This is a genomic window from Neobacillus sp. 204 (assembly GCF_046562815.1).
In the GTDB taxonomy this organism is placed as follows: Bacteria; Bacillota; Bacilli; order Bacillales; family Cytobacillaceae; genus Neobacillus.
Genome location: NZ_JBJORY010000014.1, coordinates 98923 through 122790, shown reverse-complemented (window position 1 = coordinate 122790; position 23868 = coordinate 98923). Strand labels below are relative to the sequence as shown.

22 protein-coding genes are annotated in these 23868 nt (G+C 41.2%); 16 read left to right on the top strand and 6 right to left on the bottom strand.

Going from position 1 to position 23868, the window contains the following annotated elements; genetic code table 11:
• Positions 1-377 precede the first annotated feature (377 nt).
• On the top strand, positions 378-1925 hold the full coding sequence (pruA, locus tag ACJ004_RS24410) for an L-glutamate gamma-semialdehyde dehydrogenase (protein WP_410895735.1): 1548 nt from the start codon (positions 378-380) through the stop codon (positions 1923-1925).
• Positions 1926-2425: 500 nt separating this feature from the next.
• Here the strand turns inward: pruA and ACJ004_RS24405 are convergent, their stop codons facing one another.
• Entirely contained in the window at positions 2426-3154 is a 729-nt protein-coding gene (locus ACJ004_RS24405; protein WP_410895734.1) for a hypothetical protein, read from the bottom strand.
• Positions 3155-3397: 243 nt separating this feature from the next.
• On the opposite strand from ACJ004_RS24405, the gene ACJ004_RS24400 reads away from it, so the two are divergent.
• From ACJ004_RS24400 to ACJ004_RS24360, 9 genes are all read left to right on the top strand, one after another.
• A complete protein-coding gene (locus ACJ004_RS24400) occupies positions 3398-3625 on the top strand; it encodes a hypothetical protein (RefSeq protein WP_410895733.1) in 228 nt (75 codons plus the stop codon).
• A gap of 24 nt (positions 3626-3649) precedes the next feature.
• Entirely contained in the window at positions 3650-4636 is a 987-nt protein-coding gene (locus ACJ004_RS24395; RefSeq protein WP_410895732.1) for a hypothetical protein, read from the top strand.
• A 222-nt stretch (positions 4637-4858) separates the two neighbouring features.
• Entirely contained in the window at positions 4859-7282 is a 2424-nt protein-coding gene (nirB, locus tag ACJ004_RS24390; protein ID WP_410895731.1) for a nitrite reductase large subunit NirB, read from the top strand.
• 6 nt (positions 7283-7288) lie between these two features.
• Positions 7289-7609 (top strand): nitrite reductase small subunit NirD, encoded by a 321-nt coding sequence (gene nirD / locus ACJ004_RS24385; RefSeq protein ID WP_410895730.1) that lies wholly within the window; start codon positions 7289-7291, stop codon positions 7607-7609.
• Positions 7610-7636: 27 nt separating this feature from the next.
• Positions 7637-9085, top strand: coding sequence for a uroporphyrinogen-III C-methyltransferase (cobA, locus tag ACJ004_RS24380; RefSeq protein WP_410895729.1), 1449 nt, complete (start codon positions 7637-7639; stop codon positions 9083-9085).
• 3 nt (positions 9086-9088) lie between these two features.
• Positions 9089-9721, top strand: a complete 633-nt coding sequence (locus ACJ004_RS24375) for an NAD(P)-binding protein (protein ID WP_410895728.1) — start codon at positions 9089-9091, stop codon at positions 9719-9721.
• A gap of 184 nt (positions 9722-9905) precedes the next feature.
• Positions 9906-11498, top strand: coding sequence for a malate synthase A (gene aceB, locus ACJ004_RS24370; RefSeq protein ID WP_410895727.1), 1593 nt, complete (start codon positions 9906-9908; stop codon positions 11496-11498).
• Positions 11499-11538: 40 nt separating this feature from the next.
• Positions 11539-12822 (top strand): isocitrate lyase, encoded by a 1284-nt coding sequence (gene aceA, locus ACJ004_RS24365; protein ID WP_410895726.1) that lies wholly within the window; start codon positions 11539-11541, stop codon positions 12820-12822.
• A 206-nt stretch (positions 12823-13028) separates the two neighbouring features.
• Positions 13029-13466, top strand: a complete 438-nt coding sequence (locus ACJ004_RS24360; RefSeq protein ID WP_410895725.1) for a YueI family protein — start codon at positions 13029-13031, stop codon at positions 13464-13466.
• Between the two features lie 200 nt (positions 13467-13666).
• Here ACJ004_RS24360 and ACJ004_RS24355 read toward each other — a convergent pair whose 3' ends face one another.
• Complete coding sequence (locus ACJ004_RS24355) at positions 13667-14119, bottom strand: OsmC family protein (protein ID WP_410895724.1); 453 nt, start codon at positions 14117-14119, stop codon at positions 13667-13669.
• Positions 14120-14209: 90 nt separating this feature from the next.
• On the opposite strand from ACJ004_RS24355, the gene ACJ004_RS24350 reads away from it, so the two are divergent.
• Positions 14210-14713: a VanZ family protein gene (locus ACJ004_RS24350; protein ID WP_410895723.1), complete on the top strand. Its 504-nt coding sequence runs from the start codon at positions 14210-14212 to the stop codon at positions 14711-14713.
• Between the two features lie 31 nt (positions 14714-14744).
• Here the strand turns inward: ACJ004_RS24350 and ACJ004_RS24345 are convergent, their stop codons facing one another.
• On the bottom strand, positions 14745-15401 hold the full coding sequence (locus tag ACJ004_RS24345; RefSeq protein ID WP_410895722.1) for a lysozyme family protein: 657 nt from the start codon (positions 15399-15401) through the stop codon (positions 14745-14747).
• A gap of 236 nt (positions 15402-15637) precedes the next feature.
• On the opposite strand from ACJ004_RS24345, the gene gatC reads away from it, so the two are divergent.
• Genes gatC through gatB form a run of 3 tightly spaced genes read left to right on the top strand, consistent with a single transcriptional unit; the run spans position 15638 to position 18841 of the window.
• Positions 15638-15937, top strand: coding sequence for an Asp-tRNA(Asn)/Glu-tRNA(Gln) amidotransferase subunit GatC (gatC, locus tag ACJ004_RS24340; RefSeq protein ID WP_410895721.1), 300 nt, complete (start codon positions 15638-15640; stop codon positions 15935-15937).
• A 5-nt stretch (positions 15938-15942) separates the two neighbouring features.
• Positions 15943-17400, top strand: coding sequence for an Asp-tRNA(Asn)/Glu-tRNA(Gln) amidotransferase subunit GatA (gene gatA, locus ACJ004_RS24335; RefSeq protein WP_410895720.1), 1458 nt, complete (start codon positions 15943-15945; stop codon positions 17398-17400).
• Between the two features lie 13 nt (positions 17401-17413).
• On the top strand, positions 17414-18841 hold the full coding sequence (gene gatB, locus ACJ004_RS24330) for an Asp-tRNA(Asn)/Glu-tRNA(Gln) amidotransferase subunit GatB (protein ID WP_410895719.1): 1428 nt from the start codon (positions 17414-17416) through the stop codon (positions 18839-18841).
• Positions 18842-19508: 667 nt separating this feature from the next.
• Here gatB and ACJ004_RS24325 read toward each other — a convergent pair.
• The gene (locus ACJ004_RS24325) at positions 19509-19940 is read right to left on the bottom strand and encodes a VOC family protein (protein WP_410895718.1); all 432 of its coding nucleotides are present in this window, start codon (positions 19938-19940) and stop codon (positions 19509-19511) included.
• 144 nt (positions 19941-20084) lie between these two features.
• Here ACJ004_RS24325 and ACJ004_RS24320 point away from each other — a divergent pair, with 144 nt between their 5' ends.
• The gene (locus tag ACJ004_RS24320) at positions 20085-20621 is read left to right on the top strand and encodes a DUF1697 domain-containing protein (RefSeq protein ID WP_410895762.1); all 537 of its coding nucleotides are present in this window, start codon (positions 20085-20087) and stop codon (positions 20619-20621) included.
• A 44-nt stretch (positions 20622-20665) separates the two neighbouring features.
• On the opposite strand, the gene putP is transcribed toward ACJ004_RS24320, so the two are convergent.
• Positions 20666-22144 (bottom strand): sodium/proline symporter PutP, encoded by a 1479-nt coding sequence (gene putP / locus ACJ004_RS24315; protein WP_410895717.1) that lies wholly within the window; start codon positions 22142-22144, stop codon positions 20666-20668.
• Between the two features lie 227 nt (positions 22145-22371).
• On the opposite strand from putP, the gene ACJ004_RS24310 reads away from it, so the two are divergent.
• A complete protein-coding gene (locus ACJ004_RS24310) occupies positions 22372-22926 on the top strand; it encodes a thioredoxin family protein (protein ID WP_410895716.1) in 555 nt (184 codons plus the stop codon).
• A 224-nt stretch (positions 22927-23150) separates the two neighbouring features.
• Here the strand turns inward: ACJ004_RS24310 and plsY are convergent, their stop codons facing one another.
• Positions 23151-23777, bottom strand: a complete 627-nt coding sequence (plsY, locus tag ACJ004_RS24305) for a glycerol-3-phosphate 1-O-acyltransferase PlsY (protein ID WP_410895761.1) — start codon at positions 23775-23777, stop codon at positions 23151-23153.
• Positions 23778-23868: the final 91 nt, after the last annotated feature.

Genomic DNA, 23868 nt, shown 5'->3' with positions numbered 1-23868 from the left:
CTAACCAATCGTTTGATTAATCCTTAATTGAAGGAATGGACTAAGTATCAGCTATTACTACATCTGATTTGTTTAGCTTTAGCCCCATTTGTTTGAATTTAGGTCCTAATTTCGATTCGCTGATTGAACATGGAAATTCGCTGATTGAACCTAATAATTCGCCGATAGAATGCTTTTCTCTACGATTTAAGAGTATTTAGAAGGGTATGTACATTGAAAATCAACAGAAAAAATCACTAAAAAAGAGGATTCCACTACCTTTTATGCCGTGGAAACCCACTTTTTGTGGAAATCGACTATTATTGCTACAAAGAAATAAAACATGTTAGAATGAACAGTGGAGTGTAAACGTTTTTAATACATAGGAGGTTTAAGATATGGTACAACCTTACAAACACGAACCATTTACAGATTTTACAATTGAGGAAAACCGTCAGGCCTATCTAAAGGCATTAAAAACAGTCGAAAGTTATTTAGGTCAGGATTATGACCTAGTGATTGACGGAGAAAGAATTAATACTGAGGATAAAATTGTTTCCTACAATCCTTCCAATACGAAAGAAATCATTGGGCGCGTGTCAAAAGCAAGCCAAGATCTAGCTGAAAAAGCTATGCAAGCAGCTGTCGAAGCATTTAAAACTTGGAAAAAAACAAAAGCAGAGGTTCGCGCAGATGTGCTTTTTAAAGCGGCAACGATTATTCGCCGCCGTAAACATGAGTTTTCTGCTTTAATGACAAAAGAAGCAGGTAAGCCATGGAGAGAAGCGGATGCAGATACAGCAGAAGCGATTGACTTCCTTGAATATTATGGACGCCAAATGCTGGCTCTTAAAGATGGAGTGCCAGTAAATAGCCGTCCAAACGAATTTAACCGCTACAACTATATTCCGCTTGGGGTAGGAATTATTATTTCTCCATGGAATTTCCCATTTGCCATCATGGCTGGTACAACAGTTGCAGCAATTGTATCCGGGAACACTGTTCTATTAAAACCAGCTTCCACTACACCAGTTGTTGCTGCGAAGTTTGTGGAAGTCATGGAAGAAGCAGGTCTTCCTAAAGGTGTCCTTAACTTTGTACCGGGAAGCGGTGCTGAAGTGGGTGACTATTTAGTGGACCACAAAGATACTCGCTTTATCAGTTTCACAGGTTCACGTGATGTTGGACTTCGAATTTTCGATCGTTCTTCTAAAGTGAACCCAGGACAAGTATGGATGAAGCGTTTGATTGCTGAAATGGGCGGTAAAGATACGATCGTTGTTGACAGTGAGGCAGATCTTGAGCTAGCGGCACAATCAATTGTTGCAGGTGCATTTGGCTTCTCTGGTCAAAAATGTTCTGCATGTTCACGCGTGGTCATCGTAGAAGATGTTTACGATCAAGTATTGAATCGTGTCGTTGAATTAACCAATGCATTAACGGTCGGCGATCCTACTGAACAAGCGACATTCATGGGTCCTGTTAACGACAATAATGCCTTCAAAAAGATCATGGAATATATTGAAATTGGTAAGAGCGAAGGCAAGTTAATGGCTGGCGGTGAAGGCGACAATTCTAAAGGCTACTTCATCAAACCAACCGTTATTGCGGACCTTGCACCTGATGCACGCATTATGCAGGAAGAAATCTTTGGCCCAGTTGTTGGTTTTACCAAAGCGAAGGATTTCACTGAAGCAATCGAAATTGCAAACAATACGGAGTATGGCTTAACTGGTGCTGTTATCACGACTAACCGTGAACACCTTGAGCAAGCACGTGAAGACTTCCATGTTGGTAACCTGTACTTTAACCGTTCTTGTACTGGAGCGATTGTTGGTTATCAGCCATTTGGCGGCTTTAATATGTCCGGAACTGACTCTAAAGCTGGCGGTCCTGACTACTTGCTGCTTCATATGCAGGCAAAAACAACATCTGAAATGTATTAATAATGAAAACCAAACCCCTTCTCCAATCGAGAAGGGGTTTTTTAATGTCGAGCGGATTTCGACATTCTTTTCTCCATTTCCCGGGAAAAAAACCTATTGTTAAGAGGGTTTATCCCCTTACTAATCAAACGTTTGGTTAGTAAGGGATGTTCGGGAATCGTGTCGAAGCAAAGGAGGTTACCTAAGATATCCCCAATATCGACTTGTTTTTGATTTTTTATTGAAGGGGAAACTAACTGAGTCGACAAAGACATTTCACAATGTTAGGCGGAAGACCTTCAGTTATAAGGCATCTAGACAAACTAATCAAACGTTTGGTTAGTTTTTTTGATGAGTGTAAATTCAACAAACTTTTTACTGTATTTTGGAGGAAGGGCGGGATACAGAAGGGCATATCCCTATTTAATCAAACGTTTGGTTAGTTACTTATTTGTGGGAAATAGTCGAAACATATAAAAGATAAGTTGCCTTAAATACGATGATAAAATTTCGCCTTTTTATTATTTTGGAACGTTTATCACAAAAGGAACGGTAAATACTTTGCCAGCGTGCTGAAATTGGCCCCACACCTTATAGATGCCTTTTTCAGGAAAGATCGTCATAAAAGTCACCTTTGGACCGTTTCCTTCAGTTGTCATCGGATGAATGTGTAAATACTTTTTCACATCATCGCTAATAGCAACCGCATGTCCCATTGCCCCTAGATAGGGTTGGAGATTTTTAAGGGGTTGATTGCTTGCAGCATCACTAATAGTAAAATTCAGATGAACCGTCATTCCCGCCATCAAATGGTTAAAGGAAAGTGTCACTTTTTTCCCATCCACTACTTTGGTCAGGTTCTGATCTGGAACGAGCGCTTTTACTTCTGCGGACTGCCCTTCGATCTTGACCCAATGACTTTCTACACTAGGGTCACCTCCGCCCTTGGGAGTAAATTCAGAGATAAGTTTATAATCTCCGCCCGCGGGGAAACTTGTGGTAAAATCAAATTCGCCATTTCCCTTATATTTTGGATGGATGTGAGAAAAATAAGTTAAGTCCTTACTAACAATAAATAAATGCATTTTTTTCTCATGAACCGTATCGAACGTTTGAATTGGTTGGTTAGACTTATCCTTTATTAGTAGAGAAATGGGAATGTCCTCGTTTGCCTTCGGATGATCCTGGATTGTCCATTCAGACTTTGTTGCAATGACATCAGTTGGAGTGGCACTCATAGTATGGTACATACTCGACTTAGGGACTCTAATCGGATTACAAGCAGATAAAAAAAACGTGTAACAAAGGATCACAACTAGGATGGATTTTTTCAGTGGGAATTCCTCCATTCATTGAACAATTACTTTTTTAAAAATACATTACCTAATTCATCCAATGCAAGAATTTTATGTAATTAAAAAAGTTCTTTATGTTAAGAATCATGATAATATAGAGAAAAGGCAGTAAGGAAGTAAAAGTGGGGGATTGTAAAATTGATTCCATTATATCTATTACACGTCACAGCAGTCGAACATAGTGAAAGTTTACTTTGGACATTTTTACTCTGTAATATTATTGTTGTCACGGCAGGCATTGTGTTTATCTATAAGTTATTTCGGCAGAAACCTGTTCGAGTCACGGGAATTACGTTTGCGATTGCTTTGGCTATAAATTATGTCCTAATCGCCATTTATGGTGATATTTTCGATTTGCTTGGATAGGCGTAAGAGGGGAGATGAGGATTTTTGAAATATTACCGTCTGTGGGTACTTGCCTTTCTATTAAAATTCATTGGGTCAGCATGGGATGCTTCTTATCACTTTAAATATTTATTTGAGGAATATTCGATTCCCCATATTGTAAATACATTCGGATTTATCTTAGGGGCCTTTTTGTTATTTCAAGAGTGGCGGCGACCCCATTATTTGGACCGGTTTTCTAGAAATCTTATTACCATCGGCTATGCCTTATTCCTCATTGGAATTCCCTTAGATTTTACTTACCATATTGCATATGGAATTGATTTAACGACCTGGAGTCCCACCCATTTTATTTATTATATCGGAACGGATATGATGATTATTGGAGTATGGCGCGGGTATTTTATGCATACGAAGGATATTCAACCGTCATGGAAGTCACTTCATACTTGGTTTGCCATGTATCTCCTTGAATGCTTAATGTTTCCGAATATGCAGCAGGAAAACGGGGCTATTTCCTATAATCAATACATTCACGGACACTCGATTGCCTCAAAGGAAATCCTTGATTTGATCTCAGATCCTGCCTCACAGATTTTTGGCGGTATTCCTGAATGGCTTTATCCGATTTATTCCATCCTAATGGTGGCACTCCTTACGATTTTAATCATTCGATATTGTCGGGATTATACGATCCCTGTGATGGCGACAGCTCTTTATATCTTGTTACGATTTACAGGAAAAGCAATTTTTGCTGGTGTGGGTTATCCAACCTCCTATGTCCCAGTTACGCTATTATTCATTCCTTTAGGGTATTTATTGATTAGAAAAGACAATCGGTTGGCAGGACTTGTCGGCAGTTTCGCTTACTTTCTCGTTTTGTATCTAATTCATACCTCAGGAATCCTCATCACACCACCCCTGAAATTGTGGGAGCTTGTACCTGTTGCAATCATTGGTGTAATAGTTCCAGCCATAAATGCATTAATTAAACCATTTCCATTACAAAAAACAGAAAAAAAGGTCGTTTAGGCGAAAATAGCATACAAACGGGGCTGTTTGTCAGCAGTCTCATTTCTGTGCTATTTTTTTGTTGCCAACATACTATGACAAATATGTGAAATTATTCACATATATAGTTAGAAAGTGACGTACCTCACAATTTTTATAAACTCTAGCATTTACAATCTAACTATAAAGAAAACCTTACTAATCTAAAAAAATAATGATTAACCATTAAGGAGTGATCCATGAATGAAAAAATTAGTGATGATCGGAAACGGAATGGCAGGAGTTCGAACGATTGAAGAAATCCTAAAGCTATCAACTGAACCATTTGAAATAACTATTTTTGGCCAAGAACCATATCCAAACTACAACCGGATTAAACTATCAAATATTCTTCAAGGAGATACAAACTTTGAAGAAATCATCATTAACCCCCTAGATTGGTATAAAGAAAATAAGATTCAATTATTTACAGGCGATGCCATTGTTCACATTGGTGTGAAAGAAAAACGTGTGGTTAGTAATCTTGGCCGTGAAGTCGAATATGATGAATTGATTATCGCTACTGGCTCCAATTCTTTCATCCTGCCGATCCCAGGGGCAGATAAAATGGGTGTAACTGGGTTTCGAGATATCCAAGATTGTGAAATGATGATCAAATCAGCAGAACAATATAAAAGGGCAGTCGTCATCGGCGGCGGGCTCCTTGGACTAGAAGCAGCTAGAGGTCTCTTAAACTTGGGAATGAAAGTTGACGTCGTTCATCTTATGCCGCATTTAATGGAGCGTCAGCTCGACCCGGTTGCTTCCTCTCTACTAAAAGCAGAGCTTGAGGCACAAGGTATGAACTTCTTAATGGAAAAAGAAACGGTTGAGATCCTTGGCGATGAACGGGTGACCGGTCTCCGCTTTAAAGATGGCTCTCAAGTGGAGGCTGACCTGGTTGTTATGGCCATCGGGATCAAGTCGAATACGGAAGTGGCTAAACACAGTGGAATCTATGTCAATCGCGGCATTGTTGTCAACGACTTCATGGAAACAAGTGTCCCGCATGTGTATGCTGTCGGAGAATGTGCAGAGCACCGCGAGATTGTCTATGGTTTGGTTGCCCCTTTATATGAACAAGGAAAAGTGCTCGCTAACCGTATTTGTGGAAATTTAGGAGAACCTTATCAAGGATCTGTGACGGGAACACAATTAAAGGTGGCAGGTGTCGACCTATTCTCTGCAGGAGAAATTTTTGAAGATGGTTCAGCCAAATCAATCATGGTCTACAACGAGTATGATGGTGTCTATAAAAAGATTTTAATAAGAAATAACACCATTGTTGGTGTGGTCCTATACGGTGACACCAAAGATAGTACGAAGCTATTCAGGATGTTAACGAAAAAAGAAGATATCAGCGGAATGACTAGTATTTCGGTGCTGCAATCCGAATGTAGTGCAGAAGGAGGAAGTGACGATGTTGCTTCGATGCCGAATGATGAATTAGTCTGCGGCTGTAACGGAGTCACAAAAGGAGCTATCGTTGAGGCCATTAAAACACAAGGATTAACAACTTTAGACCAAGTGAGCCATTGTACGAATGCCGGCCGTTCTTGTGGACGCTGTAAACCGATGGTAAGCAGTATTCTTGCGTACACTCTTGGAGACCAATTTGATGAAGCAGCTGCACAAAAGACAAGCCTTTGTGGATGTACAACTCTAAGTCGTGATGAAGTAGTGGCTGAAATGAAGGAAAAAGGTTTAACAAGTGTGAAAGAAGTGATGAATGTCCTTGAGTGGAACAATGAGGAAGGCTGTACCAAATGCCGTCCGGCCATCAACTACTATCTAGGGATGATTCACATGGATAAATATAATGATGACCGTGATTCCCGTCTCGTAAATGAAAAAATGCATGCTAATATCCAAAAGGACGGAACTTATTCCGTTGTGCCAAGAATGTACGGCGGGGTAACAACAGCCGCAGATTTGAAAAGAATAGCCGAAGTGGCTGAAAAGTTTGAGGTACCGCTCGTCAAATTAACAGGCGGGCAGCGAATTGGCCTGTTCGGAGTGAAAAAAGAAGACCTTCCAGCTATGTGGGAAGAGCTAGATATGCCATCTGGGTATGCTTATGGAAAAACACTACGTACAGTGAAAACTTGTGTCGGTGCACAATTCTGCCGCTATGGCACACAAGATTCCATGGCACTAGGAATTGAACTAGAAAAGAAATTTGAACGCCTTGATACCCCTCATAAAGTTAAAATGGGCGTGTCTGCCTGCCCGCGAAATTGCTCTGAAGCAGGAATCAAAGACATTGGCTTTGTCGGCATTGATGGCGGTTGGGAGATTTATGTGGCAGGGAACGGCGGTGTCGACCTCCGTGCCGGGGATCTGTTATGTACAGTCAAAACACAGGCGGAAGTGATGGAGATGACAGGTGCCTACCTTCAATACTACCGTGAAACGGCCAATTATTTAGAGCGAACTTCTAAATGGGTAGAACGTGTCGGCTTGGACCATGTAAGGGAAGTTCTTGCCAATGAGGAAACGCGCAAAGCCTTAAACGAGCGCATGGATCAGACTTTGAAAAAGTACATCGAGCCTTGGAATGAGGCCATTCAAAGTGAAGAAATTCAAGATAAATATTATACAAAACACACAATCAAGGTTGGGGAGTGATTATCTATGCTTCAAACATTAACTCGGATTCCAGTTGCAAACTACTCAAATATTAAAGTTCGGTCAGGCTATTCGCTTAAAATTGATGTCACAGATATTGCTCTATTTAAATTAACGAACGGAGAGGTGTACGCGCTTGAAAATCGCAGTCCACATCCGAAGGGCGGTGTTCTTTCAGAAGGTCTTGTTAGCGGCGAATATGTCTATTGCCCTGTTTATGATTGGAAAATATCATTAAAAGATGGTAAAGTACAGGCACCGGATGAAGGTCAAGTGCGAACATTTAAGGTAGAATTAGAGGAAGAAATCGTATTTATCGTCAGATAAGAAGGAAATGGGAAGGATTGCTGCAGGATGAAGACAGGAAAAGTATTTTTAGTGGGTGCAGGGCCCGGAGACATTCGTTTAATCACCATAAAAGGCATGGAGGCCATTAAACAAGCCGAAGTCATTTTATATGACCGGCTTGCCAATCCAAAACTTTTGGAGTTTGCTCCAGCTGATTGCGAGCTGATTTACTGCGGAAAATTACCGAATCGCCATATTTTACGCCAAGGGAATATCAATGAACTTTTGGTTGAGAAGGCGCTCGAGGGAAAGCGGGTTGTACGCTTAAAAGGTGGAGACCCAGGCGTTTTTGGCAGAGTTGGCGAAGAAGCTGCAGCCCTTGCTGGGCATCAAATTCCTTTTGAAATCGTTCCTGGTATTTCATCGGGGATTGCGGCCCCACTTTATGCAGGAATTCCTGTTACCCACCGTGAGTATGCAGAATCATTTGCAGTAGTCACCGCCCATGATAAATCGAAAGAGGGTAAACCTGTACTAGACTGGGAAGGGCTGACCCGTGGTGTCGACACCATCGCATTTTACATGGGCGTCGGCAATTTACCGTTTATTTGCGAAAATCTCATCACCTATGGGAAACAATCGTCGACTCCTGTTATTTTGATTCAATGGGGTACTTTTGGCCGTCAGAAAACATTGCAAGGGACGCTGGCTGATATTTCAGTAAAAGTCGTAGAGGCAAAGTTTAGTAACCCGTCAATCATTTTAGTAGGTAACGTCATTTCTCTTCGTGAAAAAATCAGTTGGTTTGAGAAAATGCCGCTGTATGGACGGCAAGTTCTCCTGGCCCGGACGAGTGAAGGCTCTAGTGAAATAGCAAAAGAATTAATCGAACAGGGAGCAGATGTAATTGAGTTTCCGAAATGGAAGAAAACCTTGCTGCCGATTGATTTAACCAAGGTTGCTTCCTATGAAAACATTCTCTTTACTTCACCAGAAAGTGTCGATGAATTTTTCACAGCGGTGATGGAGGATGGAGTCGATATCCGAACCATTCGTGCGAATTTCTTTGGTGCTTCTATTAAATCGATAAAGGCGCTAAAGAAGCGTGGATTTGTTGCTTCCCTTGTGGATGAGATGCACGAATCCAACGCTTTGCTCATTGTCGGAGACGATCGGATTTTAAAAAGAAAGTATGAAACAGCAGACATCGTGGTGACCAGCAAGAAAGAACTAGATCTCCAGTTCCTGCCACTTTTTAAAAGAATGTTAGATGAGGCAAACCTGAACACAATGGTATTCCCAAGCAGTGTATCAGTTGAATTGTTTGTTAAGGCGGTAAATGAGTGTGAGTTGAACGCTCATGAACTGTTAGAAGGGCTGCAAGTGGTCAGCATGGGAAGACAAACAGAGGCTGCGGTTAGAAGTGCAGGACTTCCTTCACTAGGGATGCCTGAAAATCCAACGAAGGAAGCGTTGGTTGAATATTTAGCAGCCCGACCTATTGAGGAAGTATAAACGATGAATTCAGGCTATCCAGTGATTCTAAGGTTAGAAGATAAATTAGTCGTCGTGGTTGGAGGCGGAAACGTAGCCGAACGAAAAGTGACAGGTTTGCTTGATACTGGTGCAAAAGTCGTCGTCGTCAGTCCGGAAGCAACAGAAGGCATTCAAAGGCTTTGTCGTGACGGGAGAATTGTTTGGGAGCAAAAATCTTTTGCTCCACGTGACGTCACAGATGCCTTCCTAATTTTTGCGGCAACGAATAATCGTGAGATCAATCAGTTGATTAGAAAATCAGCAGGTGCTCACCAACTTGTAACGCTTGCCGATGATCCAAAGGGCTCCAATTTCCATGTCCCTGCACATATTCAACGAGGGTCTTTGAGCATTGCTATCTCCACAGGAGGGGCGAGTCCGACCCTAGCCAGTCAAATTCGCGAGCAGCTGGAGCAGCAGTTTGATGATTCGTACGAGAGCTATCTTGATTTTCTTGCATCGAAACGAAAATGGATTTTGAAAGAAGTAGAAGATGCCTTATTGAAGAGAAAACTATTAAAAAAGATTGTAAGTTCGGAGTTCCTAACTAGTAATCATCGGGACGAGGATTTTATGCAATTATATGAATCACTTCGTAAAGAAACACGCGAATAAGGACAAAAAGGATGTCGGTGGACATTCTTTTTTTTATGCACATTTTAAGCCTCTAGAAAAGGGACAGGGAGTTTTTACCTATTTTTATAAAATTTTCAGAAAAGTAGTTCCATTTTTAAAATTCGTGTTATATAATACAAAACGTAGATAGTTACTGTATTATAACAAAGAGGTGATGTAGTTTATGTCGACGCAAACAACAGGTATCGAAGTGGTAGGGGCAGTGAAAGCCCAGTACGAAGAGATCTTAACTCCTGAAGCATTAAATTTTATTGAAGAGCTGGAGCGAAAGTTTGGCAAAAGAAGAATTGAACTGTTACAGTACAGGCAAAAACGCCAAGCGGAAATGAATGGTGGAGCATTACCTGATTTCCTCCCGGAGACAAAGCATATTCGCAATGGTGATTGGACAATTGCTCCGCTGCCGGAAGACCTGCAAGATCGCCGGGTCGAAATTACTGGTCCGACAGATCGGAAAATGGTGATTAACGCTTTGAACTCAGGTGCCAAGGTATTTATGGCCGATTGCGAAGACGCCACCTCACCGACATGGGAAAACATCATCGAAGGACAGATTAATTTAAGAGATGCGGTAAATCGGACCATTTCCTTTGAAAATACTAATGGAAAAAAATATGTTCTAAAAGAAAAGACAGCGGTCCTGTTTGTGAGACCACGCGGCTTGCATTTAAAAGAAAAGCATATTTTGCTAGATAGCAAGCCGATTTCAGGAAGCTTCTTCGATTTTGGGATGTACTTTTTCCATAATGTGAACCAGCTGCTTGCGAGAGGAACAGGCCCCTATTTTTACCTGCCGAAGCTGGAAAGTCACTTGGAGGCTCGGCTTTGGAATGATGTATTTGTATTTGCGCAAGAGAAGCTGGGAATTCCGGTTGGAACGATTAAAGCAACTGTCTTACTAGAAACCATCATGGGCGCCTTTGAAATGAATGAGATTTTATTTGAGTTAAGAGATCACTCCGCAGGCTTGAATTGTGGAAGATGGGATTATATTTTCAGTTACTTAAAAAAGCTCCGGAGCCACAAGGATGTCATCTTACCCGATCGATCACAGGTAACGATGACGGTTCCATTTATGCGTTCGTATTCGTTACTAACGATTCAAACCTGTCACCGCCGCAAGGCACCGGCAATCGGCGGGATGGCTGCTCAAATTCCGATTCGCAATAACCCGGAGGCCAATGAAGAGGCATTTGCAAAGGTTCGGGCCGATAAAGAGCGTGAAGCACGGGATGGTCATGATGGAACATGGGTGGCACACCCAGGTTTGGTCCCGGTAGCTCTAGAGGTATTCAACCGCGAAATGCCTGTTGCAAACCAAATTCATACGAGTAAACAACAGAAGATTACGGTGACCGCTCAAGATTTGCTCGAATCACCAGGTGGCACGATTACGGAAGAGGGCGTGCGTTTGAACATAAATGTCGGGATTCAATATGTGGCTTCGTGGCTAAGAGGCAATGGCGCTGCCCCGATTCATAACTTGATGGAGGATGCCGCAACCGCTGAAATTTCGCGAGCCCAGCTGTGGCAGTGGATTCGCCATCCTAAAGGAATTCTAAACGACGGACGAAAAGTCACAGTGAAAATGTATGAGCAATATAAGATAGAGGAATTAGAAAAAATCAAACAGGAAATTGGTGCGCAGGCATTTGAAAGCGGCCGATTCGATGAAGCTGCAGCACTGTTTGATCGATTGATCATAAATGATGAATTTGCTGAATTTTTAACCCTGCCAGGGTATGAACTTATCTAGTTTAAAAAAATACTTAATAGATTAATAGGAGGAATAGAAAATGACAAATTCAAGAGTAGCGCAATTACAAGAAAGCTGGGAAATGGATAGCCGTTGGAATGGGATTACTAGACCTTATACTGCCGAGGATGTTATCAAACTCCGAGGATCAATTGATATTGAACATACGTTGGCCAGGAAAGGGTCTGAGAAGCTTTGGAAGCTATTAAATGAAGAAGACTATGTAAATGCTCTTGGTGCCTTAACAGGGAATCAAGCGGTACAGCAAGTAAAGGCTGGGCTAAAAGCAATCTACTTAAGCGGCTGGCAGGTAGCGGCTGATGCGAATCTGTCTGGACACATGTACCCTGACCAAAGCTTATACCCTGCGAACAGTGTACCAAATGTAGTGAAAAAGATTAACCAAGCTTTGCAGCGTGCAGACCAAATTCACCATGCTGAAGGTGATCACTCTATCGATTGGTTCGCCCCAATTGTAGCTGATGCAGAAGCCGGCTTTGGCGGGCAATTAAACTGTTTCGAATTAATGAAAGGGATGATTGAAGCAGGTGCATCAGGCGTCCACTTTGAAGACCAACTCTCTTCAGAGAAAAAATGTGGTCACTTAGGCGGGAAGGTTCTGCTGCCAACACAAACTGCGGTTCGTAACCTAATTGCCGCTCGTCTAGCTGCTGACGTTATGGGAGTTCCAACCGTACTGGTTGCACGGACAGATGCTAACGCAGCCGACTTAATTACTAGTGATATTGATATGAATGATGCCCCATTCATTACCGGTGAGCGTACGGGTGAAGGCTTCTTCCGAGTGAAAGCAGGGATTGACCAAGCGATCGCTCGTGGTCTGGCCTATGCACCTTATGCCGACCTTGTTTGGTGTGAAACCTCTGAGCCAAATCTTGAGGAGGCTAGACAGTTTGCCGAAGCCATTCATGAGCAGTTCCCAGGCAAGTTGCTCGCTTACAACTGCTCACCATCTTTCAACTGGAAAAAGAAACTTGACCAAAAAACGATTGCAAAATTCCAAATCGAGCTTGGTAAAATGGGCTACAAGTTCCAATTCGTTACCCTTGCTGGCTTCCACGCCCTAAATCATGGCATGTTTGAGTTGGCTCGCGGCTATAAAGAGCGCGGTATGGCAGCTTACTCCGAATTGCAGCAAGCTGAATTTGATAGCGAGAAACACGGCTATACTGCCACACGTCATCAACGTGAGGTAGGTACAGGTTACTTTGATCAAGTTTCCATGGTTATTACAGGCGGAACCTCATCAACAACCGCATTAAAGGGTTCCACTGAGGCAGAACAGTTTACAGGGAAAAACTAAAAGCTCATCCTTCTCTCCATTTGGAGGGAGGGATTTTTTTATGGAGTATTAGTGGGTTAATAGCGGAATTGGAATGGTTGCTGGCGGACGGGGAGGCCTACTTTCGAAACGATTATTTCTCCCTCCAATTAACCCACTTTTTGGTGTGGAACGTTTTTTAGGGTATCATCATAGATAATAATAGCCTTTATATGGAGTTGATTTATTTGAAAAAGACAACCGTTGATGAGGTATTACAGCAAGGGATATATGGAGCGCTAGAAACAAAACCAGATGAGCGGCGGAAATTCTTAGGAACGCTGAGAGAACGGATTGTGGTGGCTCTTACAAAAAGCCAAGTGGCAGAAATAAACGTATATCCCCAAGTTGAGAAGCAAATGAAAGAAAAGCCGCAGTCCCATCTTTTCTTAAATGGAAATATGAGTTATGAAACCCTATCGAAATATGTAAAACTGGCCACAAAATATAAAATTGAACATACCCTTGTGACCAATAAAGATCACGACTCGGAAATCGGCTTAGTACTAGCCATGGATCACGCCATTGATAAGGACGATATTTATATTACCAACAAGGAACCAAATCCGATCAAGACGGAAGGAAAAAAGAGCAAGGGCTTTTTTTCAAAGATCTTTAAAAAATAACAAGCATGTAATTTCAGAGAATCAACGGCTCATACACCGGAAATCATCGAGTATGAATACAAACTGTCCTCATGAGGGGTTCATGAGGACAAAAGCCGTTGAGTCAAAGCTCAAACTGTCCTCATGAGGGGTTCATAAGGACAAAAAGCGTCAAACCAGAACTCAAACTGTCCTTGAGACAATTTAAACTCCTCTGTTTTTCACCCAACTGCCACATCTACTTTAGCCTGCAGTTCAATTTTCACATTCCCTTGAATCGCGCGGCTGATCATGCAAGATGTCTCCGCTTTTTTGGCGAGTCTCATAGCCATCTCAACATCTTTTTCCGATGCACTTGGTTTCAAGATAATATGCGGCCGATGAATAATCTTTTTATAGGTAAAAACCCCATTGGTTACATCGACAATGCCTTCAGACTCCAGAGTTAAGCTTTCCTTCACTAGTCCGCTTCGCTCCATCATCGCAGCAAGGGTGATAATATAGCAGGTCGCGGCAGCCCCCAGCAGCATCTCATCAGGATTTGTGCCGACGCCCGGTCCATCCATTTCAGGTGGGATGGAGATCTTTGTTTTTAAATTCCCAGCCTCAATCTCACCGACATCGTTCCGTAATCCCGGCCAGTTTGCCTTTAAGTGAAAAACATGTTCTGCCATTCTAAATTCCTCCAATTCCAGTTTTGCACCCACGACTTTTTAAAAATATGGTATGGTTATTCTGATATGTAAAAAATGGAGCAGTGATGAATGAAAATTATTTTTAAAATGACCCTTTTCCTAATTCTTTGTTTATATTTAGCGATTCTTTCAAAATTAATATTGTTTAAATACATCCCGTTATCTGAGATTATTAATCATTTTAACTTTACATATGATGAATACCATTGGCGGTCGAATAATTTCGTCCCTTTTAAAACAATTAATTTTTATCTGTTCTTAGCAGATATTAATTTAAATATTCGGATTGAAAACTTAGCAGGGAATATCATCGGTTTTATGCCGTTCGGATTCATCTTACCATTGCTGGCAAGGAAGTTTCAAAAACTTAGAACGGTCACTCTAGCCACGTTTTGCTTAAGTCTGACGTTTGAATTGCTGCAACTTATATTTGAATTCGGCAGCTTTGATGTGGACGATTTAATTTTAAATACCATTGGTGGAATTCTAGGCTACCTGCCTATTAAACTTGTTATTTTGTTTGCCCGTTTAAAAAAGAAGAGGGTAAACGGAAATGTTAATTACGGTAAATAGTATTTGAATACAAAAAACCACCGATGAATCATCAAAACGATTCACCGGTGGTTTTTTCGTCGCCAGTAACAGGGATGCTGTCCGCTAACAATTCCATATTTTTCGTTACCTTTGTGCTATAGGTAAAGTCACCATAGCAGTAAGGATAGCGGAAATTATTTTTATTGCCGTCGCAGGTATAAATGGTCGGCTTTTCTTTTACTCTCTGGAGAGAAAATTCCTTTGCCAGTTCCTCACTATGCTTGCCTCCGTGCTCGGCAACATAGTCAATGTAGCCAATGCCCATGTTGTATGACTGGATAATGGTCTGGAAATCTACCTTTTTCTCATTCCCATAGGTGAGAACGCGTTGAAAATGTTTTACCCCAACCTGAATACTTTTTTTCGGATCTGTTATTGTATTTCTTGCCAAGCCTGCCGATTCCGACGCCTGCATTGGATCCCCGCCTTGGCCGCGGCTTTCCTGCTGCATTAAGGCGACAACGACTGCTGTATGATTTTCGAGATGATATTTCGCTAATTCATCATGTACTAAGGGTCGATATTTTTTTACATCAGCAAATGGATCCTTTTTCACAACGAGAGGGGAATCTTGTTGTTGAAAATAATTTTGGAACATGGCTAAGGCGCAAAAAAGTATGAACAATACGAAAAAGGTTTTGAATTTCTTCCGTTTACGTTTTTTCATTCAGAAGCCCTCCCATCCATGACCATTATAAGGGAACTTGCCAAGAATGTCTGGGATAAACTTTTTAAAAAAATATTTGCATTATTAAGAGAAAAATAGAGTGAAATTTTTAAAAAGATGAACAAAAATCAATTTGCTTGCCAATACTGATGATGGAATCATTGCGGTAAAGCGGAAAAGTCTGGTATCATCATTAGTATTGATATGACAAGATTAATGGGATTGGAGGTTATAATATGTCGCGAATTTCAAATCAACAGGTGAAGCATGTAGCCAATCTGGCACGATTGGCAATTACCGAAGAAGAAACAGAAAAGTTTACTAAGCAGCTGGATGCGATCATTACCTTTGCTGAGCAGTTAAATGAATTGGATACGGAAAATGTGGAGCCTACATACCATGTGCTAGATATGAAAAATGTCTTACGCGAAGATAAATCCAAACCTGGATTATCGCGTGAAGAGGTACTAAAAAATGCCCCTCAGCATCAGGACGGACAGATTAAAGTACCATCGATTATGGGGAAGGAGGATTGAAATAGGTGAGTTTATTTGATTATAAAGTCTCAGACTTACATGAACTTTTTACGAAAAAGGAATTAAAAGTAACTGATCTTGTTGATGAATCCTATAAGAGAATTGGACAAGTCGAGGACAAAGTCCAGGCTTTTTTAACGTTAGATGAAGAGCGCGCACGTCTTTCAGCGAAAGCATTAGACGAGAAGGTTAATGCAGATGCTGCAAAAGGTTTGCTATTTGGGATGCCGATTGGCTTAAAAGATAACTTAGTTACAAAAGGACTTCGGACAACTTGTGCGAGTAAAATCCTTGAAAACTTTGATCCTATTTATGATGCCACCGTTGTTCAGAAACTGCAGCAAGCAGAAACGGTAACGATTGGGAAGTTAAATATGGATGAGTTTGCAATGGGGTCGTCGAATGAAAATTCCCACTACCAAACAACACGCAATCCATGGAATCTTGAGAGGGTTCCAGGTGGATCTTCAGGCGGTTCAGCAGCATCTGTAGCAGCTGGAGAAGTTCTATTTTCCCTTGGTTCTGATACAGGCGGTTCAATCCGTCAGCCGGCTTCTTTTTGTGGTGTCGTTGGTATGAAACCAACATATGGCCGTGTTTCCCGCTTTGGTCTAGTAGCCTTTGCTTCATCACTTGATCAAATTGGACCAATTACCAGAACGGTTGAGGACAATGCATATCTGCTTCAAGCGATATCCGGCCTCGATCCTATGGATTCAACCTCAGCCAATGTGGATGTGCCAAACTTTGCGAGTGGCTTAACAGGTGATGTGAAGGGCCTCAAAATTGCTGTACCAAAAGAATATCTTGGTGAAGGTGTCAGCGAATCGGTTAGACAGTCTGTTCTAAATGCATTAAAGGTGCTTGAGGGTCTTGGCGCTGTATGGGAAGAAGTTTCTTTGCCGCACTCGAAGTATGCGCTCGCCGCTTACTATTTGCTTTCTTCTTCAGAAGCATCAGCCAACCTTGCCCGTTTCGACGGAGTCCGTTACGGTTACCGGACAAAGGATCCTGAAACGTTAATCGATTTATATAAAAAAACACGGGCAGAAGGCTTCGGTGATGAAGTAAAGCGCCGGATCATGCTTGGAACGTTCGCATTAAGTTCAGGTTATTATGATGCCTATTACAAAAAAGCACAGCAGGTTCGGACATTAATCAAGCAAGACTTTGAAAATATCTTTGCGACCTATGATGTAATTGTCGGACCGACTACACCAACGCCTGCTTTTAAAATTGGTGAAAATATTGAGGATCCATTAACGATGTATGCCAATGATATTTTAACGATACCGTTGAATCTTGCGGGCTTACCAGGAATTTCGGTTCCATGCGGCTTTGATGGCGGATTACCGTTAGGTCTACAGATCATCGGCAAGTATTTTGATGAAACAACTATTTATCGTGTAGCGCATTCATTTGAACAGGCAACAGACTTTCATAAACAAAAGCCTGGATTATAGGGGGTGAAGACAAATGGAATTTGAAACAGTCATCGGACTTGAGGTCCATGTTGAGTTAAAAACAGAATCAAAAATCTTCTCGGCAAGCCCGAATCATTTTGGTGCTGAACCGAATACGAATACAAGTGTCATCGACCTGGGCTACCCTGGAGTATTACCTGTCCTAAATAAAAAAGCGGTGGAATTCGGGATAAAGGCAGCCATGGCGATTAATTGTGAGGTTGCTACCCATACCAAGTTTGACCGGAAGAACTACTTTTACCCGGACAATCCCAAAGCCTATCAGATTTCTCAGTTTGACAAGCCAATCGGGGAGCATGGCTGGATTGATATTGAGGTAAATGGCTATACGAAGCGGATCGGCATTACACGAATTCATTTGGAAGAAGATGCAGGTAAGCTGAACCATGGCAAAGGGTATTCACTATGCGACTACAACCGTCAGGGTACTCCGCTTGTTGAGATCGTTTCCGAACCAGATATTCGTACACCTGATGAGGCTTATGCGTATCTTGAAAAACTAAAATCCATTATCCAATATACAGGCGTTTCGGATTGTAAAATGGAAGAGGGTTCACTCCGCTGTGATGCGAATATTTCGATTCGTCCTGTAGGACAAGAGGAATTCGGAACGAAGACGGAATTGAAAAACCTCAACTCCTTCAATTTTGTCCGTAAAGGGCTTGAATTCGAAGAGAAGCGTCAACGTGAAGTCGTTGTTGCCGGCGGAACAATTGATCAGGAAACACGCCGTTTTGATGAGGCAACTGGTGCTACTCTATTGATGAGGGTTAAGGAAGGTTCAGATGATTATCGTTACTTCCCTGAGCCGGATTTAATGGATTTGTACATTGACGAGGACTGGAAAGCACGCATTCGTGCCGAAATTCCAGAACTGCCAGATCAACGTCAAAAACGTTATATTGAAGTGCTTGGACTACCTGTTTACGATGCCAAGGTACTAACCGTTACGAAAGAAATGGCTGATTTCTTTGAAGCGACAGTTAATGGCGGGGCGGACGCAAAACTTGCTTCGAACTGGATCATGGGGGATGTTTCCGCCTACTTGAATGCTGAGCAAAAGGAACTTCATCAAGTGGCATTAACTCCAGAAGGTCTAGCTAGTATGATTAAGCTGATCGAAAACGGCACGATTTCTTCGAAAATTGCTAAAACTGTTTTTAAAGAGTTAACCGAAAACGGCGGCGATGCCGAGCAAATTGTAAAGGACAAAGGGCTTGTCCAGATTTCCGATGAGGGAACACTTCTCAAAATTATTTCAGAGATTTTGGATGCGAATCCGCAATCGATTGAAGATTTTAAGAATGGAAAAAATAAAGCAGTTGGCTTCTTAGTGGGGCAGTTAATGAAAGCAACTAAGGGTCAGGCCAATCCACAAATGGTCAATCAGTTATTGCAGCAAGAACTACAAAAACGTTAAAACGAAAGCTGGCAGAGTCGATTCTGCCAGCTTTTTTATGTCGAGCGGTATTCGACACTCTTTTCTCCATTTCCCGGGAAAAAATCCTTTTGTTAAAAGGGTTTATCCCTTTACTAATCAAACGTTTGGTTAGTAAGGAATGTTCGGGAATCGTGTCGAAGCAGGAGAGTTTACCTACAATACTCCTAATATCGACTTGTTTCTACTTTTTTATAGAGGAAAAATACAACTGGGTCGACAAAGAGATTTCACAAAATATGGCTGATCCCCTTTAGCTACATGTTCTCCACGCAAACTAATCAAACGTTTGGTTAGTTTTTTTGAAGAGTGTAAATTCAACAATTTTTATACAGGATTTTGGAGTAAAAGCTGGATACAGAAGGGAATATAGCCGATTTAATTAAACGTTTGATTAGTTTGAAGCTGGTCGAAGGATGTAAAATGAAAGGGAAAGATGGTACTTAGGAGACTTCGTTGTCCCAATTACCGACAGGCTTTTCACCTGATAACTGATAAATACCCTTTATTTAAAAGGGCTTAAACTGGTTTTAATCAAACGTTTGGTTAGTTACGTATTTGCGGGAAAATAGTCGAGGTATGTAAAAGAAAACCCTGAATTTTTATAAAAAAGATATCTAACAATTGTTTAGATACCTTTTTTGCGTATTTAAAAAGTAATCATCGCACCGCGCTCATCAAAAATTGCCGATGGATTCCAGGCCACTTCCCAGAGATTGTTTTCAGGGTCAGCAAAATAGGCTGTACGTCCGCCCCAAAAGGCATCACTAGGCTCTCTCAGTATTTTTGCCCCTGCACTGCGAATACTTTCAATCGTAGTGTCCACTTGATCCGGTTGATCTACGTTAATGGCAAAGGTCACACCATGAAAGCTTTCAGGTGACTTTTTAAATTCGATGCCGGCATCCTTTGCTAATTCGGCAATCGGGAATAACGAAAGCAGGACACCCGCCGTTTTAAAGACTGCGTATTGATCCGAGCTAAATTCTGTTTCCTCCCAGCCTAACGATTGATAGAATGCGCGAAGAACGGGTAAATTGAATGCCCCTACTGTTAACAAACTTACTCTTTGCGGTACCATAATTAAATCCCTCCAAAAAATTATTAGTAGTAACTTCTCCGAAAAATGTGGATTCTCCTCCCAAACGTACAAAAAGTAGTTTATATCAATTAATAAATGGTAAGATTTAAAAAAGTGATATTAATAATAAAGCGAGGTACACGGATGACCATTTATATTGCGCTGTTACGAGGAATCAACGTTGGCAAGAACAACCGAATCAAAATGGCAGACTTAAAAACTCTATTAGAAACGATGGGCTTAGAAAAAGTAAAAACATATATTCAAAGTGGTAATGTTTTGTTTGAAGCTAAAGATGAAGCCCTGCGACTTAGCCACCGATTAAAGGCTGAAATAAGTAAGACATTTGGTTTTCCGGTTCCTGTGATTTTAAGAACTGCTGAGGAATATAAGCAGATTATCCGTGATTGCCCCTACTCAATGGATTCGTTAAAAGTAGGCGAGAGTATCCAACTTGCCTTTTTGGCAGAAGAACCCTCCCAAGAGAAAATAGATTATTTACGTAGCTTTGATAGCGAACCGGATGAATGTTTCATTAAGGGAAAAGAAGTTTATCTTTTATTACGGCAAAGTATCCTCGATTCAAAACTAGCAAAACAGCTTCCAAAGCTAGATGTTCCGGCGACAGTGCGGAACTGGAAAACCGTCATGAAACTATCCACTATGGTGGAGACGATATAAAATAAATAACGCTCGGATCCGATGGAATCCGAGCGTATATCATGTTATTCGTTTTTTAACAAGCGGACGCTTTCATTAAATTCTTTTTCAATCTCTTCATTTTTCTTATAAGTTATCAAACTGATAACTACCGCAATGATTAGATTGAAGACAAAGCCGGGAACAATTTCATAAAGAGTGTCACCGAGTCCAACATTTTTCCAAATGATAACGGTAACAGCCCCAACGATCATCCCGAAAAGGGCGCCCCAATTCGTAATCTTTTTCCAGAATAAACTTAGCAGGATAATAGGTCCGAAAGAAGCTCCGAAACCAGCCCATGCATAAGCCACAAGGTCTAAAATGGTGCTATTTTGCTTGAAAGCAAGTGCAGAAGCAATTACAGCAACGAGAAGAACAGCCATTCTTCCTAAGAAGACCAGTTGTTTATCCTTCGCATTTTTGTTCATCACCATTTTGTATAAATCTTCTACAAGCGCACTCGAGGTTACGATTAATTGGGAAGAAATCGTACTCATGACCGCAGCAAGAATGGCTGCCAACGCAAAGCCAGCAAATAGTGGGTGGAATAGAATCTGACTTAATTCAATAAATACCGCTTCTGGGTTCTTTAGAACATGGTCAGGATTATTATGGAAAAAGGCAAGTCCAATAAATCCTGTAGCGATCGTACCAAGAAGTGAGATAATCATCCAGCTCATACCAATTCGACGGGCGCTTTTTGTTTCTTTAATCGTCTTGATGGCCATAAAGCGGACAATGATATGGGGCTGCCCAAAATAGCCTAGGCCCCAGGCCATTGCTGAAATAATCCCTAAAAAGGTTGTCCCTTTTAACAAGTCAAGTTTCGTTGGGTCAATCGCACGAATCGTTTCAATCGTTTCAGAAGGACCTCCTGTGTGGAAGATACCAATTGCCGGAACAAGGGCAAGAGCAATCAACATCATTAAACCTTGAATAAAGTCTGTATAACTTACCGCCAAGAATCCTCCAAATAAGGTGTAGGCAACCACAACTCCGCCAACAATAAAAAGTCCTGTGTGGTAGCTTGTGCCAAACGAGCTCTCAAAAAAGACAGCACCGGAAACCATTCCCGATGAAACATAGAAAGTAAAGAAAATAAGAATAACAATACCTGAAACAATTCGGAGTAGTTTAGTGTTGTCTTTAAAACGGTTCTCAAGATAGCTTGGAATCGTGATTGAGTCATTGGCAACTTGAGTGTAAGAACGTAAGCGCGGTGCCACTAATAACCAGTTAAGATAGGCTCCAATAGTTAAACCTACGGCGATCCATGCATCAGCTAAACCGGTTACATAAATTCCCCCAGGTAAACCCATTAATAGCCAGCCGCTCATATCAGCAGCTCCGGCACTTAAAGCGGTTACAGCAGGACCTAAAGATCTTCCCCCAAGCATGTAGTCTGTAAGATTACTAGTCTTTCGGTAGGAATACCAACCGATAAAGAGCATAGCGGCGATATAGATTCCGATCGAAAGTAGTTGTAGTGATTCATTAGACATAAAGTTCCTCCCTCAATCTTCTTATCGTAGAAAATATTTTAAATAATATTTCCTATTTATAAAATATTCTATCAACTTTAAAATACTATTGCTAGTGTTAAAATATGTTTTTTTGAAATAGGAAAAAATATTTGTAGTATAACATTAGTGAGTCTCGCTAAGCAATTTTATTGTAACGTGTTCTTTAAATGACTATTATAGGAGAAAATGGGAGGGGTGTAGAGAATATGGGTTTAAACCAATGGTTTCAAAAAGGATTAACTGTGGATGAGTACATAAATGCTATGACCACTAATAAAGAGGAAATGCTTACTATCTATGAGCGGTTTACCTTAGAGGAAGAAGATAAAAATAAACTCGAGGCATTAAAATCGCAAAAATTACGTGCCATTGTCTTATCAGAAGATTGGTGCGGCGATGCGATGCTCAATAACCCTATTTTGCTAAAAATAGCTGAAGCGGCCGGGATGGAAGTCCGTTTTGTGCTTCGCGATTCCAATTTGGAGTTAATGGACCAATATTTGACCAATGGCACATCAAGAGCTATTCCTATTTTTATTTTTATCAATGAAGAAGGAAACGAAGTCGGTGTCTGGGGGCCAAGAGCACCAGAAATGCAAGCTTTGGTGATGGAAAAGCGCGCGGCCTTGCCAGAAAAGGACGCCGAGGATTTCCAAGCCAAACAAACGGAAATGTATAAAAGTCTTAGAGCAACCTATCAAACTGATGCTGCGATTTGGCAAACCGTTGCCAATAGTATCTTGGCGACACTTTTAAAATAAAAAAGAGGATCCCAATGTAGTCGTATTTAACTACAGGTGGATCCTTTTTATTAAGGTCTTTGAACTTAGATTACTGTCTAGCTCCGGCGCCCAGCGGCTAGTGTACTTCGCCCATTTCCCTACGATAAGTCAACATCGGATCGCTACCGCTCTCCGTGTTTCCTTTATCTCAGTCAAAGGGTTCCAGTACATACGCAGCTAAACGGGCGCCTCCGCTTTTCGTATTATATTTTATATCCGCCGTTCTTTGGCGGGATGCGGTCGTTAATTAACTTTTTATCATTAATTTTTGGTTCGATACCTAAAATAAAATTGCGAATGTTGGAGCGGTGCAAATAGATTAAAAATAACGAGAATAATATAAAGATAAGTTCTAATTCTAGCTTAGAAGATACTAAAGAGTAGATGAGCATACTAATGCCAACAGTGATCGAGCCGATAAAAACATACTTGGTTAAAAAGATGACTAAAAAGAAAGCCACGTACGCGATGACTAGGAGATAAATATTGGCAATTAACAAAGCCCCGGCAGTGGTTGCAATTGCTTTTCCACCTTTGAAGCCTGCAAAAATGGGAAAGCAATGACCAACAACCGCTGCTAAACCAAAGTAAAGAGGTTCCACGTCTAGGTTGAAGTAAATGGGCAGATAGGCTGCTAAAGCCCCTTTAGCTAGATCAATAATTAGGACGAATACGGCAGATTTCTTGCCAAGAACCCTCAGGGTATTGGTGGCTCCTGGATTTTTACTGCCATGTTCCCGGATATCAACACCGAAGACCAACTTGCCCACAATTAAGGCTGTGGGAACGCTTCCGATTAAATAGGAAGCCAAAAGCAACAACCACATCATACGCATCATTCCCTCAACTATTATTTTAGTAAATTCCCATTATTCATAGATTCTATCATATTTCAATGGTATTATTTTGTTAAATTCTAGA

Excerpts from the sequence above, each read along its gene's own strand:
- putP (WP_410895717.1), bottom strand. The coding sequence starts at position 22,144 with ATGTCTAATGAATCACTACAACTACTTTCGATCGGAATCTATATCGCC.
- aceA (WP_410895726.1), top strand. The coding sequence starts at position 11,539 with ATGACAAATTCAAGAGTAGCGCAATTACAAGAAAGCTGGGAAATGGAT.
- nirD (WP_410895730.1), top strand. The coding sequence starts at position 7,289 with ATGCTTCAAACATTAACTCGGATTCCAGTTGCAAACTACTCAAATATT.
- ACJ004_RS24345 (WP_410895722.1), bottom strand. The coding sequence starts at position 15,401 with ATGAAAAAACGTAAACGGAAGAAATTCAAAACCTTTTTCGTATTGTTC.
- plsY (WP_410895761.1), bottom strand. The coding sequence starts at position 23,777 with ATGATGTGGTTGTTGCTTTTGGCTTCCTATTTAATCGGAAGCGTTCCC.
- gatC (WP_410895721.1), top strand. The coding sequence starts at position 15,638 with ATGTCGCGAATTTCAAATCAACAGGTGAAGCATGTAGCCAATCTGGCA.
- gatB (WP_410895719.1), top strand. The coding sequence starts at position 17,414 with ATGGAATTTGAAACAGTCATCGGACTTGAGGTCCATGTTGAGTTAAAA.
- cobA (WP_410895729.1), top strand. The coding sequence starts at position 7,637 with ATGAAGACAGGAAAAGTATTTTTAGTGGGTGCAGGGCCCGGAGACATT.
- ACJ004_RS24320 (WP_410895762.1), top strand. The coding sequence starts at position 20,085 with ATGACCATTTATATTGCGCTGTTACGAGGAATCAACGTTGGCAAGAAC.
- ACJ004_RS24310 (WP_410895716.1), top strand. The coding sequence starts at position 22,372 with ATGGGTTTAAACCAATGGTTTCAAAAAGGATTAACTGTGGATGAGTAC.
- pruA (WP_410895735.1), top strand. The coding sequence starts at position 378 with ATGGTACAACCTTACAAACACGAACCATTTACAGATTTTACAATTGAG.
- ACJ004_RS24350 (WP_410895723.1), top strand. The coding sequence starts at position 14,210 with ATGAAAATTATTTTTAAAATGACCCTTTTCCTAATTCTTTGTTTATAT.
- ACJ004_RS24325 (WP_410895718.1), bottom strand. The coding sequence starts at position 19,940 with ATGGTACCGCAAAGAGTAAGTTTGTTAACAGTAGGGGCATTCAATTTA.
- ACJ004_RS24375 (WP_410895728.1), top strand. The coding sequence starts at position 9,089 with ATGAATTCAGGCTATCCAGTGATTCTAAGGTTAGAAGATAAATTAGTC.
- ACJ004_RS24355 (WP_410895724.1), bottom strand. The coding sequence starts at position 14,119 with ATGGCAGAACATGTTTTTCACTTAAAGGCAAACTGGCCGGGATTACGG.
- ACJ004_RS24405 (WP_410895734.1), bottom strand. The coding sequence starts at position 3,154 with ATGTACCATACTATGAGTGCCACTCCAACTGATGTCATTGCAACAAAG.
- nirB (WP_410895731.1), top strand. The coding sequence starts at position 4,859 with ATGAAAAAATTAGTGATGATCGGAAACGGAATGGCAGGAGTTCGAACG.
- aceB (WP_410895727.1), top strand. The coding sequence starts at position 9,906 with ATGTCGACGCAAACAACAGGTATCGAAGTGGTAGGGGCAGTGAAAGCC.